This is a genomic window from Maribacter sp. 1_2014MBL_MicDiv (genome assembly GCF_001865655.1).
Taxonomy (GTDB): Bacteria; Bacteroidota; Bacteroidia; order Flavobacteriales; family Flavobacteriaceae; genus Maribacter; species Maribacter dokdonensis.
This window is the reverse complement of record NZ_CP011318.1, coordinates 16781-31622: the sequence shown is the minus strand read 5'-3', so window position 1 is coordinate 31622 and position 14842 is coordinate 16781. Positions and strand designations below refer to the sequence as shown.

Below are 14842 nucleotides of genomic sequence, written 5' to 3'. Positions count from 1 at the left end.
GATGTTGAACTTTGTTAATGTAATATTGCCAATACCTTTTGAGCGTAGTTTTACTTATGCTATTTCTGATGAAGAAGCATTGGTTTTACAGCCAGGTATGCGTGTGGCGGTTCCCTTTGGGAAGTCTAAGATTTATACCGCAATCATCTATAGCGTACACCAGAATCCACCAGAGGCATATGAAGCAAAGGAAATTCATGAAATATTAGATGATTATCCAATTGTTAGCCCTGTTCAACTAAAACATTGGGAGTGGATAGCTTCCTACTATATGTGTACGTTAGGAGAAGTAGTACGCAGTGCTTTGCCGGGAGCTTTTCTATTGGAAAGTGAGACTTTGATACTGAGGAATACCGCATATGAAATTGATGAAAATGAACTTTTAGATGATGAGTTTTTGGTTTTCGAGGCACTTCAGCATCAATCTATTTTAAAGGTTCAAGAAGTATCGGCAATCATAGAGCGTAAAAATGTATTGCCCATATTGCAAAGGTTACTAGATAAAAACTTAATCGTACTGAAAGAAGAGGTGTATGAGCAATATAAACCTAAATTAGTCAGGTACGTTAAATTAGGAGCTGAGCATACATCCGATCAAAAATTAGAAGAACTTTTAAATTTATTGACCAGGGCGCCAAAACAAAGCCAGGTAGTTTTGTCATTGTTTCAATTGCAAGGCAAAAGTCAAAAACCTATTAAGGTTTCTGAGTTAGAGAAAGCTAGCAATTCTTCAAAAGCGGTAATTAAATCATTAGTTGATAAGGGGATTTTAGAAGAGTACTTTATTAAGACCGACCGAGTAAATTATGAAGGGGAAAATGACAATTCTGAGTCTAAAGATTTAAATGAATATCAAGAAGCGGCTTTAGCTGATATCAAATCTTCTTTTGAGGCGGGTAAGGTTACGTTGTTAAAAGGTGTGACTTCCTCTGGTAAGACTGAAGTTTATGTGAAATTGATTGAAGAATGTCTGGAAAAAGGCTTGCAAGCATTGTATCTGTTACCGGAAATAGCGTTAACTACTCAACTAATTAGTAGACTCCAAGAATATTTTGGTGAGAAAATAGCCATATATCATTCAAAATATAATGTACAGGAAAGGGTAGAGGTTTGGCAAAATGTATTACAGTCTAAACCCAAAGCGCAGCTTGTAATTGGCGCAAGATCGGCAATGTATCTGCCCTTTGGTAAGTTGGGGCTTATAATAGTTGATGAGGAGCATGAGAGTTCATTTAAGCAATTTGATCCGGCACCAAGATATCATGCAAGAGATGCGGCTATTGTTTTAGGGCATTTTCATAAAGCGAATATTTTATTGGGTTCTGCAACGCCCAGTGTAGAGAGTTATTACAATACCCAAACCGGTAAATATGGTTATGCTGAAATTACCAGGCGTTATGGCAATGTGCTTATGCCAGATATGGAATTGGTTGATATAAAAGAAGCGCAAAGGAAAAGAAAAATGAAAGGACATTTTTCTGAACGTCTTTTTTTGGAGATGGAAGAAACCCTAAAGGAGGGTTCTCAAATCATACTTTTTCAAAATAGAAGGGGGTTTGCACCATTGATGGAGTGTTTAACATGTGGTCATTCTCCCCAATGTCCAAATTGTGATGTAAGTTTAACCTATCATCAATATAGGAACCAATTACGCTGTCATTATTGCGGTCATCATACGGCATTACCAGAAGCTTGCTTTGCTTGTGGTAGTCCAGAATTGGATACCAAAGGATTTGGCACCGAACAAATAGAAAAGGAAGTTAAGGAGTTATTTCCAGAGGCCAGGGTAGGGAGAATGGATTTGGATACTACTCGTGGCAAACATGGTTATGAAAAGATAATTAATGCCTTTGAGCAACAAGAGCTGGATATTTTGGTGGGTACCCAAATGCTGACCAAAGGCCTGGATTTTAGAAATGTGAATTTGGTTGGGGTAATGAATGCAGATTCATTATTGAATTTCCCCGATTATAGAGCGCATGAAAAAACCTATCAATTGTTAACTCAAGTATCGGGTAGGGCAGGGCGAACCAAGAAAAGGGGAAAGGTTTTAATACAAACCTATAATCCGTACCATCAAATATTAAAACAGGTGACAACGGGTGATTACGTGAATATGTATAAAGAACAGCTATATGAGCGAGAACAGTTTAAATACCCGCCCGTAAATAGAATTATAAAAGTAACGTTCAAGCATAAAAACTACAATGTGCTTAATGAGGCTGCAGATTGGTTTACAAGTGCATTGCGTACCAATTTTGGCGGTACGGTATTAGGACCGGAATACCCACCGGTAGCAAGAATTAGAAATCAGTACTTAAAGCATATAGTAGTAAAGGTTCAAAAGGCAAATTCTTTGGTGCAGACAAAAGCGAATATTAGAAGAATAGAGAAGTCATTTAAATCTGTTGCTATGTATAGAAGTGTTCGGGTTATTTATAATGTAGACCATATATAAAAAAAAACCGCTGATCAGCGGTCTTTTTTTGAGAGTAAAATTATACCATATATTATACGTTACTAAGCGCTTCGGCAAGTTCTGTTTTCTTATTTCTACTTAACGGAATTGATCTACCGCTAACTTCAACATTTTTACTGTTGAATTTTTCAACCTTTTCTAGGTTAATGATATATGATTTGTGAATTCTTAAAAACTTATCTTCTGGCAATTGCTTTTCAAAAGACTTCATTGTTGATAAGATTACAATATTAGCTTCGTCTGTTACCAACTTAATATAGTCACCAAGAGCTTCGATCCACTTAATATCATTTAAAATGACCTTTCTCTTCTTGAGGTTACTTTTTACAAAAATATGCTCTTCGTCTTCATTGACTCTATGCATTTGTTCGTAATTGGCAACGGCTCTTTTTACAGAAGCATCAAAACGTGCCATGGTAATCGGTTTATGTAAATAATCCGTTACATCATAATCAAATGCTTTAAGGGCATAATCAGGTTTACCGGTAATTAAAATTACCTGAGGACTGTTTTCTAGTGACTCGAGTAGGTCGAATCCTGTAATAATTGGCATTTCAACATCAAGGAATATAAGATCTATCTCATGGTTCTTGATTCCATTTTTAGCTTCGATAGCATTACTATATTCAGCTACCATAGTTAAATTTGGATGATTGTTTACCAACTTGGCAACGGCCATCCTTTGCATAGATGAGTCGTCAACGATGATACTTCTTAACTTCATAAGGGTTGATTTGTGGGGTTAAATCATCGACAAAGAACCGAAAAAACATGCTGAACTGCAACAAAAGATGTGAACAATGCGCTGTTGATCGTGTAATTGGTAATGATGATATATTTAAGATTTGGTTTAATTTTTAAATGTTAATACCATTCAATAACGAAGAATATTTGCATTTCTTATATTTATTTTAAAAAAATATCTATTTTTGCACTCCTTAAAAACAAATATAATATGAACCATTACGAAACTGTTTTCATTTTGAATCCCGTTCTATCTGATGTTCAGATAGAGGAAACAGTTAAGAAATTTGAAGATTTCTTAATTAACAATGGCGCCAAAATGGTAGCTAAAGAGAATTGGGGGCTAAAGAAATTAGCTTATCCTATTCAAAACAAAAAGAGTGGCTTTTACCACTTGTTTGAATTCACTAGCGATGGTGAGGTAGTATCACCTTACGAGCAGGAATTTAGAAGAGATGAACGTGTTATGCGTTTCTTGACCGTTAAATTGGACAAGCACGCAATTGCATGGGCAGAAAAAAGAAGAACAAGAAACAAAACCGCTAAAGCTTAAGTATTATGGCAACATTACAACAACAGGCAAAAGGAAAGAAAGATGGAGAGATCAGGTATCTAACTCCATTGAACATTGAGACCAACACTAAGAAAAAGTATTGTCGTTTTAAAAAATCTGGTATTAAATACGTAGATTATAAAGATGCTGATTTTTTATTGAAGTTGGTAAACGAGCAAGGTAAATTGTTACCTAGAAGACTTACAGGAACTTCATTGAAGTATCAAAGAAAAGTGGCACAAGCCGTAAAAAGAGCTCGTCATTTGGCTTTAATGCCATATGTTGCTGATTTATTAAAATAATAAGACAAAGAATCATGGAGCTTATATTAAAAGAAGACGTACAAAATTTAGGTTTTAAAGACGACGTAGTAAATGTTAAGAACGGTTACGGAAGAAATTTCCTTATACCACAAGGCTTGGCTACTATGGCTACGGTTTCAGCTAAAAAAGTTTTAGCTGAAAATTTAAAACAAAGAGCACATAAAGAGAAAAAAGTAATTGATGCAGCTAAGAAAACTGAAGAGGCATTAAAAGCTTTAGAATTAAAAATTACCGCTAAAACAGGTGCTGCCGACAAATTGTTCGGTTCTGTTACAAATGGTGATTTAGCTGGTGCTCTTGAAAAAGAAGGTCACGCAATTGACAAGAAATATATTAGCATACAAGGTGGTGCCGTTAAAAGAACCGGTCCTTATAATGCTCAAATCAGATTACACCGCGAGGTAATTGTTGATTTTGGTTTCGAAGTTGTTGCCGAGCAGAAATAATTAACTCTCTAAGTTAATAACTTTAAAGAGCTATGCGTGCATAGCTCTTTTTTTTTGGTATTTTTGTTAAAGAACTCATAAATAACTCTAAACCAAAAATTCCATGAAAAACAACTTGTTTTTTCAATTGTTGTTGTTGCTTTTTGTAAGCGCAACTTACGGTCAGGTTACCACCTCTAACATTAGAGGTTTGGTAATGGATGACCAAAATCAACCACTATTTGGAGCAAATATTGTAGCCATACATACCCCTACAGGTACTAAGTATGGTTCTATTTCTAACGAAGATGGTAGATTTAACCTACTTAACCTTCGTGTTGGTGGTCCTTACACGGTAGAAATCTCTTATGTAGGATTTAAACCTTATTTACTTACAGATGTTAATTTATCATTAGGCCAAACATTTAATGTTGATGTCAAATTGGCAAGTGAAAGTCAAGCATTGGACGAGGTCACGGTAGTATCTGATCGTTCTGGTACTTTTAGCAGTGATAGAACTGGTGCAGAAACTAGTGTGGGTAGAAGAGAGTTGACGCGTTTACCTACAATTTCACGTTCTGCTGCAGACTTCACACGTTTAGAGCCAACAGCAAGCGGAAATTCGTTTGGTGGTAGAAATGACCAATTCAATAATTTTTCTCTAGATGGAGCAATTTTCAATAACCCATTTGGGTTAGATGCAGCTACACCAGGAGGTCAGACAGATTCTCAACCAATTTCATTGGATGCTATTGAACAAATTCAAGTATCAACAGCACCTTATGATGTAACTCAGTCCGGTTTTACGGGGGCTTCAGTTAATGCCGTAACCAAGAGTGGATCTAACGAATTTCACGGTACTGTTTACGGTTTTTTCAGAAATGAAGATATGACCGGGGGAAAAATCAAAGGTGATGACATTGTAAAACCAAAATTAGACCAAAGTCAATACGGTGTAAGTATTGGTGGTCCGGTAGTGAAGAACAAACTATTCTTTTTCGCTAATTTCGAAAGAGATGAGAGAACAGATTTAGGAACTAATGGCTGGGTACCAAACACAGGTTCGGGAGCTATCAATGAATCTAGAGTATTGGAAAGTGATTTAATAGCTGTTAGGGATCAATTACTGGCAGTAGGATACGATCCAGGTGCTTATGAAGGTTTTACCCATGATGCGGAATCTACAAAAGGGCTTTTTAAATTAGACTGGAACATAAACGATAATAATCGTTTAGCGGTGATTTATAACTTTTTGAATGCATCCAAGCAAAAACCGGCACACCCTACGGCAATACAGTTTAGAGGTCCTAATGCAAATACGCTACAGTTTCAAAATTCTGGTTATGAGCAAAATAACGAGCTTAAATCTGTTCAGGTAGAATTAAATTCATCATTATCCGAAACAGCATCTAACAAGCTTCAAGTGGGGTATACTCATTTTAATGACTATAGAAATCCATTTTCGTCTCCTGCTCCATCAATCAATATTGCTAAAGATGGGTCTAATTACATTATTGCTGGTCATGAGCCATTTTCTGCTCACAATAGATTGGATCAAAAGGTATTTCAAATTACGAACAACCTAAATTTTTACAAAGGAGATCATACGTATACAGTAGGGTTTTCTCTTGAGAAATTCATGTTCGATAATTCATTTAACCTTACGGCATATGGTTTTTCAAAATTTGGAAGCGTAGATATAGCCGATTTCGATGCAACTACGTATGACTTTGCAGGACCGCAAGCAACATTTAATGCCAATAACGCTGTACCTGATGGCGAAGGTTGGGCATTGGCAGAAACAAATGTAGGTCAATTGGCTTTTTATGTACAAGATGAATGGAACGTAAACGAGAAATTTAAATTAACCTATGGTGTACGTTTTGATAAGCCTTTGTTTTTTGATTCCGCACAGAAAGCACAAGATGTTATTGATAGAGGTTTTGTAATTGCTGATCAACCTTATGAAAACCCTAATACAGGCGAAACGGTTTTTATTGATAATACACAAATGCCAACTAATGATTGGCTAATTTCCCCAAGAGTAGGTTTTAACTATGATGTAAATGGGGATAAGTCGCTACAGCTTCGTGGTGGATCAGGTTTGTTTACAGGACGTTTTCCATTTGTATGGTTAGGAAACCAAATTGCTAATCCAGATGTATTTTTCTTGCAGGCAGTTGATCCAGATTACAAATTTCCACAAGTATGGAGAACTAATTTAGGTGTTGATAAGCGTTTAGATGATGGTATGGTGCTTACTGCAGACCTTTCTTATACAAAAGATATCAATGGTCCACACGTTCAAAACTGGGCATTGACATCACCATCTGGTAATTTATCAGGTGTAGATACAAGAGCAACCTATACTGCTGATGATTTATTGAACAGCTTTGGTTTAGGTGCTGGTCCATATGTATTTACCAACTCAAATAAAGGAAGAATTTGGAATGCATCTTTGAAGGCCCAGAAAAACTTTAATAATGGTCTGTATACAATGTTGGCTTATAGTTATTTAGATGCCAAGGATGTAAACTCCATTGAAGCAGAAATTACTTCAGATGCTTTTGCAGGTAACCCAATTATTAATGACGCCAACGCAGATATATTAGCACCATCAAAATATGGTGATAAACATAGGTTTATTGGTGTAGCTAGCAAAAACTGGGAGTATGGTAATGGTAAATGGGCATCTACACTTTCCACATTCTTTGAATATGCTCAAGGCGGTAGGTTCAATTATACGTACGGTGGTGATATCAATGGAGATGGATCTGGTATTAATGACCTTATTTATGTTCCTACCTCAGCTGAAATTGGTCAAATGCAATTTTCCGGTGCAGGTCAAGGAGCGGCTTTTGATGCCTATATTGCACAAGATGATTACTTAAGTGACCGTAGAGGTCAGTATGCAGAGCGTTACGGAGCTTTAGCACCATGGAGAGGAAGATGGGATGTGAAATTCTTGCAAGATTACAAAATCACCGTATCCGAAGGAAAAACCAATACTATACAATTTAGTGTAGATGTATTGAATATAGGTAATTTGATCAGTTCTGATTGGGGCTTGGTACAACAGCCAAATAATGTTCAACCTGTTGGTGTAACTGTAGATCCGGATACTAATGTGCCTACCTACACATTTAATCCTGAATTGACAGAGACATTTGGGTACGATGCAAGTCTGTTGTCTAGATGGCAAGCACAAGTAGGATTGAGATATATCTTTTAAGTTTATAAAATTAAGTTGTAAAAGCCCTAGCAAATATGTTAGGGCTTTTTATTTTTGCAAAATGAAATATACGCGGCTAACAAAAGAGCAACTGGAAGAATTGCATCCAGAATTTATCAATTTTCTTGCGACACAATCAATCACAGGCGATGAATGGGATGATATTAAAAAGAACAAGCCCAAGGTTGCTGAGGAAGAATTAGATGTGTTTAGCGATTTGGTATGGGAAGGTGTTTTAGCAAAAGTGACCTACTTGGAGAATATTTCCAACAATCAAATGCACTTATTTCATTTAACGGATAAAGAAATGAAATTGATTTCCGTAAAGGTGATGAATCCTGAAATTGATTTAACCACAACTGTTGGTTTCGATTGGTTCAAGAGAAACTGGCAATCGGATTTTGTAGAGTATTTAACTGCATCTAAAGCCTACACTGATGATAAAAACGTAGATAAGTTTTTATTGATAAAGCAAGGAGCGGTAATTACCAAGGGAGAATTATACCAATGGTTCGAGAAAGTTATCGTTACCAAATAGAACAATAAAAATCTAAAATCCATACTATTAAAATGTAGCCTTATTTTATGGAAGGTTATATTTGCAATACAATATAAATTTAATGGCACAGAAACCATCTATACCTAAAGGCACCAGAGATTTTAATCCTTCTGAAATAGCAAAACGTAATTACATTTTTGATACTATCAAAAAGAACTTTCAAACTTATGGATTTCAACCTATTGAAACTCCTTCTTTTGAGAATTCAGATACGTTGTTGGGTAAATATGGTGAAGAGGGTGATCGTTTGATTTTCAAAATATTGAATTCCGGTGATTTTCTTAGAAAGGTTGATGATGCTACGTATGCGGAAAAGAATTCTAACAATATAGCTCCTAAAATTACTGAGAAAGCATTACGCTACGATCTAACTGTACCTTTTGCACGTTACGTGGTTATGCATCAAAATGAGTTGGATTTTCCTTTTAAACGCTATCAAATTCAACCAGTTTGGAGAGCTGATAGACCACAAAAGGGTAGATTTAGAGAGTTTTTTCAATGTGATGCCGATGTTGTTGGCTCAGATTCATTGCTTCAAGAAGTAGAGCTGGTTCAGTTGTATGATGCCGTATTTTCCGATTTAAAATTGGAAGGTGCAACTATAAAAATGAACAATAGAAAAATCTTGGCAGGTATTGCAGAAGTAATTGGAGCTAAGGATTTATTGATAGATTTTACCGTTGCATTGGATAAGCTAGATAAAATAGGGGAGGACGGAGTCAAAAAAGAAATGCTCGCTAAGGGTATTACCGAAAAAGCAATTGAAAAAGCATCACCATTATTTTTACCACAAGGCAGTAACAACGAACAATTAGAACGCTTGGATGGTCTTTTAAAAGATTCTGAAGAAGGTAAAAAAGGATTGGACGAGCTGCGTTTTATTCTAGAGACTATTTCAGCCCTGGGTCTACAATCTGCTAAATTGTCAATAGATGTCACCCTGGCACGCGGATTAAACTATTATACCGGCGCTATATTTGAAGTTGCGGCGCCTAAGGGAGTTAAAATGGGATCTATAGGAGGTGGTGGCCGCTATGATGACCTTACGGGAATTTTTGGTCTAAAGAATGTAAGTGGTGTGGGAATTTCCTTTGGTCTGGATCGTATTTATTTAGTACTAGAGGAACTTGATCTTTTTCCTGAAGCAATTGATCGCTCGCTACAAGTACTTTGTGTCAACTTTGGGGAAAAGGAAGCTATGGCGGCCTTAAAATTGGTTACTCAGTTGCGAAAAGCCGGCATAAAGGCAGATATGTATCCTTCAAGTGCCAAAATGCAAAAGCAGATGAAGTATGCCAATAATCGCAATGTACCTTATGTTATATTAATTGGGGAGCAGGAGTTGAGTAAAAATTCATTTGTTGTAAAGAACATGAATGAAGGCTCTCAACTAGAATATAGCTTAAACAACGTTGGTGCTTTTATAAATTATTTGAGTTAAGTACCTTAAAATCAAATATAAGCTTACTGAGTCATTTTTGATTATATTTGGTTAACCAATTTGGTTGTGCAGTTTTCAATTGACGATCAAAATGGTTTAGAACCAAAATACAATCAAGTTTTATAATTAAAAGAATCATGACGAATAGCAACAAATTATTTGGTAAAAATGTATTGATTACCGCCGGTGCACAAGGAATAGGAGAGTCTATCACCAAACATTTCATTGATAGTGGCGCAAATGTTTCCATTCATTATTTCTCAAGTGCAGATACCGCAGATAAGCTTGTGGCTTATGCTAAGGATAAAGGTGTAAAAGCAATTGCGGTAAGTGGTGATCTCACAAAGGAAAGCGATGCAAATGCATTGGTAGAAAAGACAGTTGAAGCATTGGGCGGACTTCATATTTTAATCAATAATGCAGGTTCTTTAGTTGCCCGTAAAATGCTAAGTGAAATGGAAACGGATTTTTGGCACAAGGTGATGGATATTAATATGACTTCAATGATGTTCGTTACACGGGCAGCAGCACCATATTTGGCAAAGAATGAGAATAGTAGTATGGTCAATTTAGCATCATTGGCAGGTCGTAAAGGCGGTCACCCGGGATCATTGGTATATTCAACCAGTAAAGGAGCTATTTTAACGTATACAAGGGCACTTGCATCAGAATTGGGACCACAGGGAATAAGAGTTAATGCTGTTGCGCCAGGGCTCATCTTAGGTACTTCATTTCACAATACGCATACAACAAAGGAATCAGCTGCAGAAACTACAAAAGGTATTCCTATTCAAAGAGCAGGTAACGCTGATGATGTAGCTAGAGCTGTATTATATCTGGCATCTGAATACGATGGCTTTATTACTGGAGCTACGTTAGACATCAATGGTGGCGTCTACAATATGTAAAAAATCGATTAAAAATAAAACACTGGTTGCCATTTGGTAGCTAGTGTTTTATTCTCATATTTCTTTTAAAAATATAATTATGCTTAAGACTCCGGTTATTCATCCTACTATAATGGAGGTTCTTGCACGTTCTGGGCATTTTGCCCAAGTTGTTATTGCAGATGGTAATCTACCTGTTGCCGCAATGAACGGTCCAAATTCCACAACAGTACATTTAAATTTTAAACCAGGCTTGCTAGATGCATTGACTGTTCTTAAAGGTATACTTGAGGTTTGTCCAATACAAGGAGCAATTGTAATGGAAAAACCACCTGAAGCAAATGCTGAAATACATTTGGCATATAAAGAATTGCTGGGAGATGTTAGTTGGAGTGAAATGGAAAGGAGGGCATTTTACGACCAAATCCGTGATAAGACCACTACACTAATCATACAGACAGGTGAACAACGACGTTTTGCCAATTTGATTTTAACGGTTGGGGTAGTTAAAATGGCTGAGGAAAGCAGTTTTTAAACTATAAGAGGTAACATTGAAATCTTGGCTTTTAATTGCTTGTTGCCATACATTTAGAAATTTCCTTGGTGATTGTATTATAGTACGATATTTCATGTGGTACGTATTTAAACTTTGAAATATCACCTAATTCTTTAGTGAATTGATCCATTGGAATCAATTTTAAGTTTTCTACTTCACTTTCTTGCTTTCGTAAATCATGTAATGATAAATGTAAGGGAGCCAAAAATGTATGATGAAACTCATAATCCATCAAATTTTTGGAATGATTGTGTACAGATTTAAAAACTCCAATTTTTTGCAATTTGTCAGGTTGAATGGTTAAACCGATTTCTTCTTCTATTTCACGTAGTGCAGAGGTAATTATATTTTCGCCAGCACCAATATGACCTGCAACGCTAACATCCCAAAGTAGGGGGTAAACATCTTTGTTCTTACCTCGTTGCTGTAAAAGAACTTTGCCATCTAAGGTGTAAAACCAAATATGAACCGTTTGGTGAAACCATCCGTTTTTATGGGCTTCACTTTTCATTGCCGTTCTATTGGTCATTCTTCCATCGGCATCTAAAATATCAATTAGTTCATCCATAGCGTAAAAAAAAATCCCTCCAAATTGGTGGAGGGATTAAATAAGATTATTCGAAATAGCTAAAAGTTTCGCCATCCTTTATCGTTAACAATGTTTCGTAGATCAGACGAATTACATTTTCAACATCATCTTTATGAACCGTTTCTACGGTAGTGTGCATGTAACGTAACGGTAAAGAAATTAAAGCAGAAGCAACACCGCCATTACTGTAGGCAAATGCATCTGTATCTGTACCGGTAGATCTAGATGCAGCCATTCGTTGAAATGGTATGTTTTTCTTTTCGGCGGTCTCAATGATACGTTCACGTAATTTGTTCTGTACCGCTGGAGCATAAGAAATTACAGGTCCGGCTCCAATTTCGGTATGTCCCTGAACCTCTTTTTTGATCATTGGAGTTGTCGTATCGTGACAAACATCTGTAACAATAGCAATGTTTGGCTGAATAGTTTGTGTAATCATTTCCGCACCGCGCAATCCAATCTCTTCTTGAACAGAGTTTGTAATGTAAAGTCCAAAAGGTAATTCTACTTTATTCTCATGCAATAGACGTGCAACTTCGGCAATCATAAAACCACCAGCTCTATTATCTATAGCTCTACAAACATATTTGTTCTTATTAAGAATTTGAAATTCGTCTGGGTATGTAATTACACAACCTACATGTACACCAAGTTTTTCAACTTCTTCTTTGGTGGTTGCACCAACATCAACGGTAATATTCTCAATTTTTGGAGTTTCCTCTTTATCCCCTTTACGGGTATGAATAGCTGGCCAGCCAAAAATACCTTTTACAATTCCGTTTTTAGTATGTATGTTTACCCATTTAGAAGGAGCAATTAGGTGATCGCTTCCACCATTTCTTATAACGTGAATAAGTCCGTTATCCGTAATATAATTAACGTACCATGAGATTTCGTCTGAATGCCCTTCAATGACCACTTTATATTTAGCATCAGGATTTATAACTCCTACCGCAGTACCATAAGTATCTGTTATAAATGTATCTACATAAGGCTTTAGGTAGTCCATCCAAATTTTTTGCCCTTCCCACTCATAACCTGTAGGAGCGGCATTGTTCAAGTATTTTTCAAAAAAGTCTTCAGACTTTTTGGTAATTATTTTTTTCTCAGCCATCAATGTTAATTTAAGATACAAACTTAAGAATATTAGCGTTGTATTAATAATAACCTTCTTTAATATTCGTTAATTTTGGCAGGACTTTTGTTAAGCCTATGGTAATGAAATATAACTTTTTAATACTTTATCTACTGGTCTCCGGTGTTTTTATCTGTACAGCTCAGGTTGAGGAACAAGAGCTTGATTCTGTTGCGGAAAAAATGATTATCGTAACAGGGGACTCATTGCTGCAAAGTTCTATAGCATTAGAGGAAGCGTATGTTTTTGGTAAACTTAAGTTCTCGTCTTATGATGAAAAATTACGCTACTATATTTTAAGGAGAAAAACGCAAAAAGTATATCCATACGCTAAAATGGCTGCGGAGCGTTTGGTTGAGCTAAACGATAGTTTGGCGAATATGAAGAACAACCGTAAACGCAAAAAGTATACTAAAAAAGTACAGAAATTTATTGAAGAAGAATTTTCTGAAGAGTTGAAAAAATTAACTAGAACCGAAGGTCAAATTTTGGTGAAACTAATTTATAGGCAAACGGGTACTACCGCTTTTGATTTGGTCAAGGATCTTAGAAATGGTTGGAGAGCTTTTTGGTATAATACCACGGCCAAATTGTTCAATATAAGCATTAAGGAAGAGTTTCATCCAGACCTTGTAGAAGAAGACTATTTGATAGAAGATATTTTGCAACGCGCTTTTTCAAAAGGTAAATTAGAACGACAAGAAACGGTTTTAGACTACGATTACGATAAGCTTTATAATAAGTGGAAGAAAAAGACCAAAATACCAAAAGGCTAAAGTTTTTATTTTTTACCGAACATTGAATCCATTATTGTCATAATGCCCTTAAACCCCATATAAACGGCATATGCGGCAAGAACCAATCCTAAAATACAAACCGGCCAGAACATAGAGTGGTCTTGGTTCTTGAAAGCCTGCCATAGTACAAAGGGGGCAGTGAACATTAATAAAACGGTGAATGCCAATCTTTTTAAACCTGTTACAAGTAAATCTTTATCAGTTCTCCTCATTGTTTGTAATTGTTATGCTATCTGTATATTCTTCTACAATGGCGAAATAACCCAATGCAAAATTATCTGAACGTTCAACATTGTCAACAACCTCGTCGTTATCAATTCCGGTAACATTTATTATATTACCACGAACAGTAGCTGCCGGGGTTTGAAACGGACCTTGATCGCCACCGGACTGAACAATGATTTGGTTCATGTAATTGTAAAATTGTTCATCTACACCCAGTAAACTTATATTTACTACAGAGCTTGTATTTATTGCTAATTCATTATCGTAAAAATATGAGAATACAAAAGTCTGTCCTTGATAAAACTCATCCTCTGTTACTAAAAACTCTCCAAAATCCAAGTCGAGCAAATAAAAATCGTTGCTTTCCCCCGGGTCTGTAAATGTTACTATTACTTCTGTTTCATCACCTGAAAATAGGGTTTCGTCACCTTGCTCTAAAGAATCTATAGGCACAGATTTCACATAGGTAGTCGTAGCAAAAAATTGCTCATTTTCTGTTTCTAGAATAAGTTGAAAAACATCTCCTTCTTCAATACTGCTAACTCTAATTCTTTGATCACTATCAAAACTAGGGTCAGGTACCCAAATACCGCTACCTGGTTCTACTTCAGCTAAATTGGAAATACCACCTCCTTCTAAAATTTCCGGGGCATCGGGGTTAGGGGTACCATAATAGATAATGGCACTTTTTAATGATGCTACCGTGTTTTCGTTAAAAAAAGAGCTGCTTTCAGAAACAGCTATTTCAATGGGTAGAAATTCTTGATTTTCATCTACGCGTATTACACCGTTAACAACTAGTCTGGTGTCATTTTCCGGTAATTCAACCTCTATGACATCTTCACATGAGATAAAAAGAATAAAGCCTAATATGATTAATATAAAGCGTTTCATTTC

At 36.1% G+C, this 14842-nt stretch carries 15 protein-coding genes; 10 read left to right on the top strand and 5 right to left on the bottom strand.

Annotated features, from left to right (window positions below; all coding sequences use genetic code 11):
* Position 1: 1 nt before the first annotated feature.
* On the top strand, positions 2 to 2458 hold the full coding sequence (gene priA, locus YQ22_RS00150; protein WP_071342433.1) for a replication restart helicase PriA: 2457 nt from the start codon (positions 2 to 4) through the stop codon (positions 2456 to 2458).
* A 52-nt stretch (positions 2459 to 2510) separates the two neighbouring features.
* Here the strand turns inward: priA and YQ22_RS00145 are convergent, their stop codons facing one another.
* Complete coding sequence (locus tag YQ22_RS00145) at positions 2511 to 3203, bottom strand: LytR/AlgR family response regulator transcription factor (protein WP_058103007.1); 693 nt, start codon at positions 3201 to 3203, stop codon at positions 2511 to 2513.
* Between the two features lie 231 nt (positions 3204 to 3434).
* Between YQ22_RS00145 and rpsF the strand changes: the two genes are divergently transcribed.
* The 8 genes from rpsF to YQ22_RS00105 all read left to right on the top strand — a co-directional run bounded on the left by rpsF (position 3435) and on the right by YQ22_RS00105 (position 11178).
* The gene (rpsF, locus tag YQ22_RS00140; RefSeq protein WP_058103006.1) at positions 3435 to 3776 is read left to right on the top strand and encodes a 30S ribosomal protein S6; all 342 of its coding nucleotides are present in this window, start codon (positions 3435 to 3437) and stop codon (positions 3774 to 3776) included.
* A 5-nt stretch (positions 3777 to 3781) separates the two neighbouring features.
* Entirely contained in the window at positions 3782 to 4078 is a 297-nt protein-coding gene (gene rpsR / locus YQ22_RS00135; RefSeq protein ID WP_027067300.1) for a 30S ribosomal protein S18, read from the top strand.
* 14 nt (positions 4079 to 4092) lie between these two features.
* A complete protein-coding gene (gene rplI / locus YQ22_RS00130) occupies positions 4093 to 4545 on the top strand; it encodes a 50S ribosomal protein L9 (protein ID WP_058103005.1) in 453 nt (150 codons plus the stop codon).
* Between the two features lie 103 nt (positions 4546 to 4648).
* Positions 4649 to 7756 (top strand): TonB-dependent receptor, encoded by a 3108-nt coding sequence (locus YQ22_RS00125; RefSeq protein ID WP_071339581.1) that lies wholly within the window; start codon positions 4649 to 4651, stop codon positions 7754 to 7756.
* 61 nt (positions 7757 to 7817) lie between these two features.
* Entirely contained in the window at positions 7818 to 8294 is a 477-nt protein-coding gene (locus YQ22_RS00120; RefSeq protein WP_058103003.1) for a DUF6495 family protein, read from the top strand.
* 82 nt (positions 8295 to 8376) lie between these two features.
* Complete coding sequence (gene hisS / locus YQ22_RS00115; protein WP_071339580.1) at positions 8377 to 9756, top strand: histidine--tRNA ligase; 1380 nt, start codon at positions 8377 to 8379, stop codon at positions 9754 to 9756.
* 137 nt (positions 9757 to 9893) lie between these two features.
* Positions 9894 to 10664, top strand: a complete 771-nt coding sequence (locus YQ22_RS00110; protein ID WP_058103001.1) for an SDR family NAD(P)-dependent oxidoreductase — start codon at positions 9894 to 9896, stop codon at positions 10662 to 10664.
* A gap of 79 nt (positions 10665 to 10743) precedes the next feature.
* The gene (locus tag YQ22_RS00105; RefSeq protein WP_071339579.1) at positions 10744 to 11178 is read left to right on the top strand and encodes an RbsD/FucU domain-containing protein; all 435 of its coding nucleotides are present in this window, start codon (positions 10744 to 10746) and stop codon (positions 11176 to 11178) included.
* Positions 11179 to 11209: 31 nt separating this feature from the next.
* Here YQ22_RS00105 and YQ22_RS00100 read toward each other — a convergent pair whose 3' ends face one another.
* Positions 11210 to 11767 carry an NUDIX hydrolase gene (locus tag YQ22_RS00100; RefSeq protein WP_071339578.1) on the bottom strand — a complete coding sequence of 186 codons (558 nt, stop codon included), beginning with the start codon at positions 11765 to 11767 and terminating at the stop codon, positions 11210 to 11212.
* A 46-nt stretch (positions 11768 to 11813) separates the two neighbouring features.
* Entirely contained in the window at positions 11814 to 12902 is a 1089-nt protein-coding gene (locus tag YQ22_RS00095) for a M42 family metallopeptidase (RefSeq protein ID WP_058102998.1), read from the bottom strand.
* Positions 12903 to 13006: 104 nt separating this feature from the next.
* Between YQ22_RS00095 and YQ22_RS00090 the strand changes: the two genes are divergently transcribed.
* Positions 13007 to 13699 carry a DUF4294 domain-containing protein gene (locus tag YQ22_RS00090; RefSeq protein WP_071342432.1) on the top strand — a complete coding sequence of 231 codons (693 nt, stop codon included), beginning with the start codon at positions 13007 to 13009 and terminating at the stop codon, positions 13697 to 13699.
* Between the two features lie 5 nt (positions 13700 to 13704).
* Here YQ22_RS00090 and YQ22_RS00085 read toward each other — a convergent pair whose 3' ends face one another.
* Both YQ22_RS00085 and YQ22_RS00080 read right to left on the bottom strand, forming a co-directional pair.
* Positions 13705 to 13932, bottom strand: coding sequence for a DUF6095 family protein (locus YQ22_RS00085; RefSeq protein ID WP_071339577.1), 228 nt, complete (start codon positions 13930 to 13932; stop codon positions 13705 to 13707).
* Positions 13919 to 14839, bottom strand: coding sequence for a DUF4249 family protein (locus YQ22_RS00080; protein WP_071339576.1), 921 nt, complete (start codon positions 14837 to 14839; stop codon positions 13919 to 13921). The genes YQ22_RS00085 and YQ22_RS00080 overlap by 14 nt, the downstream gene beginning before the upstream one ends.
* Positions 14840 to 14842: the final 3 nt, after the last annotated feature.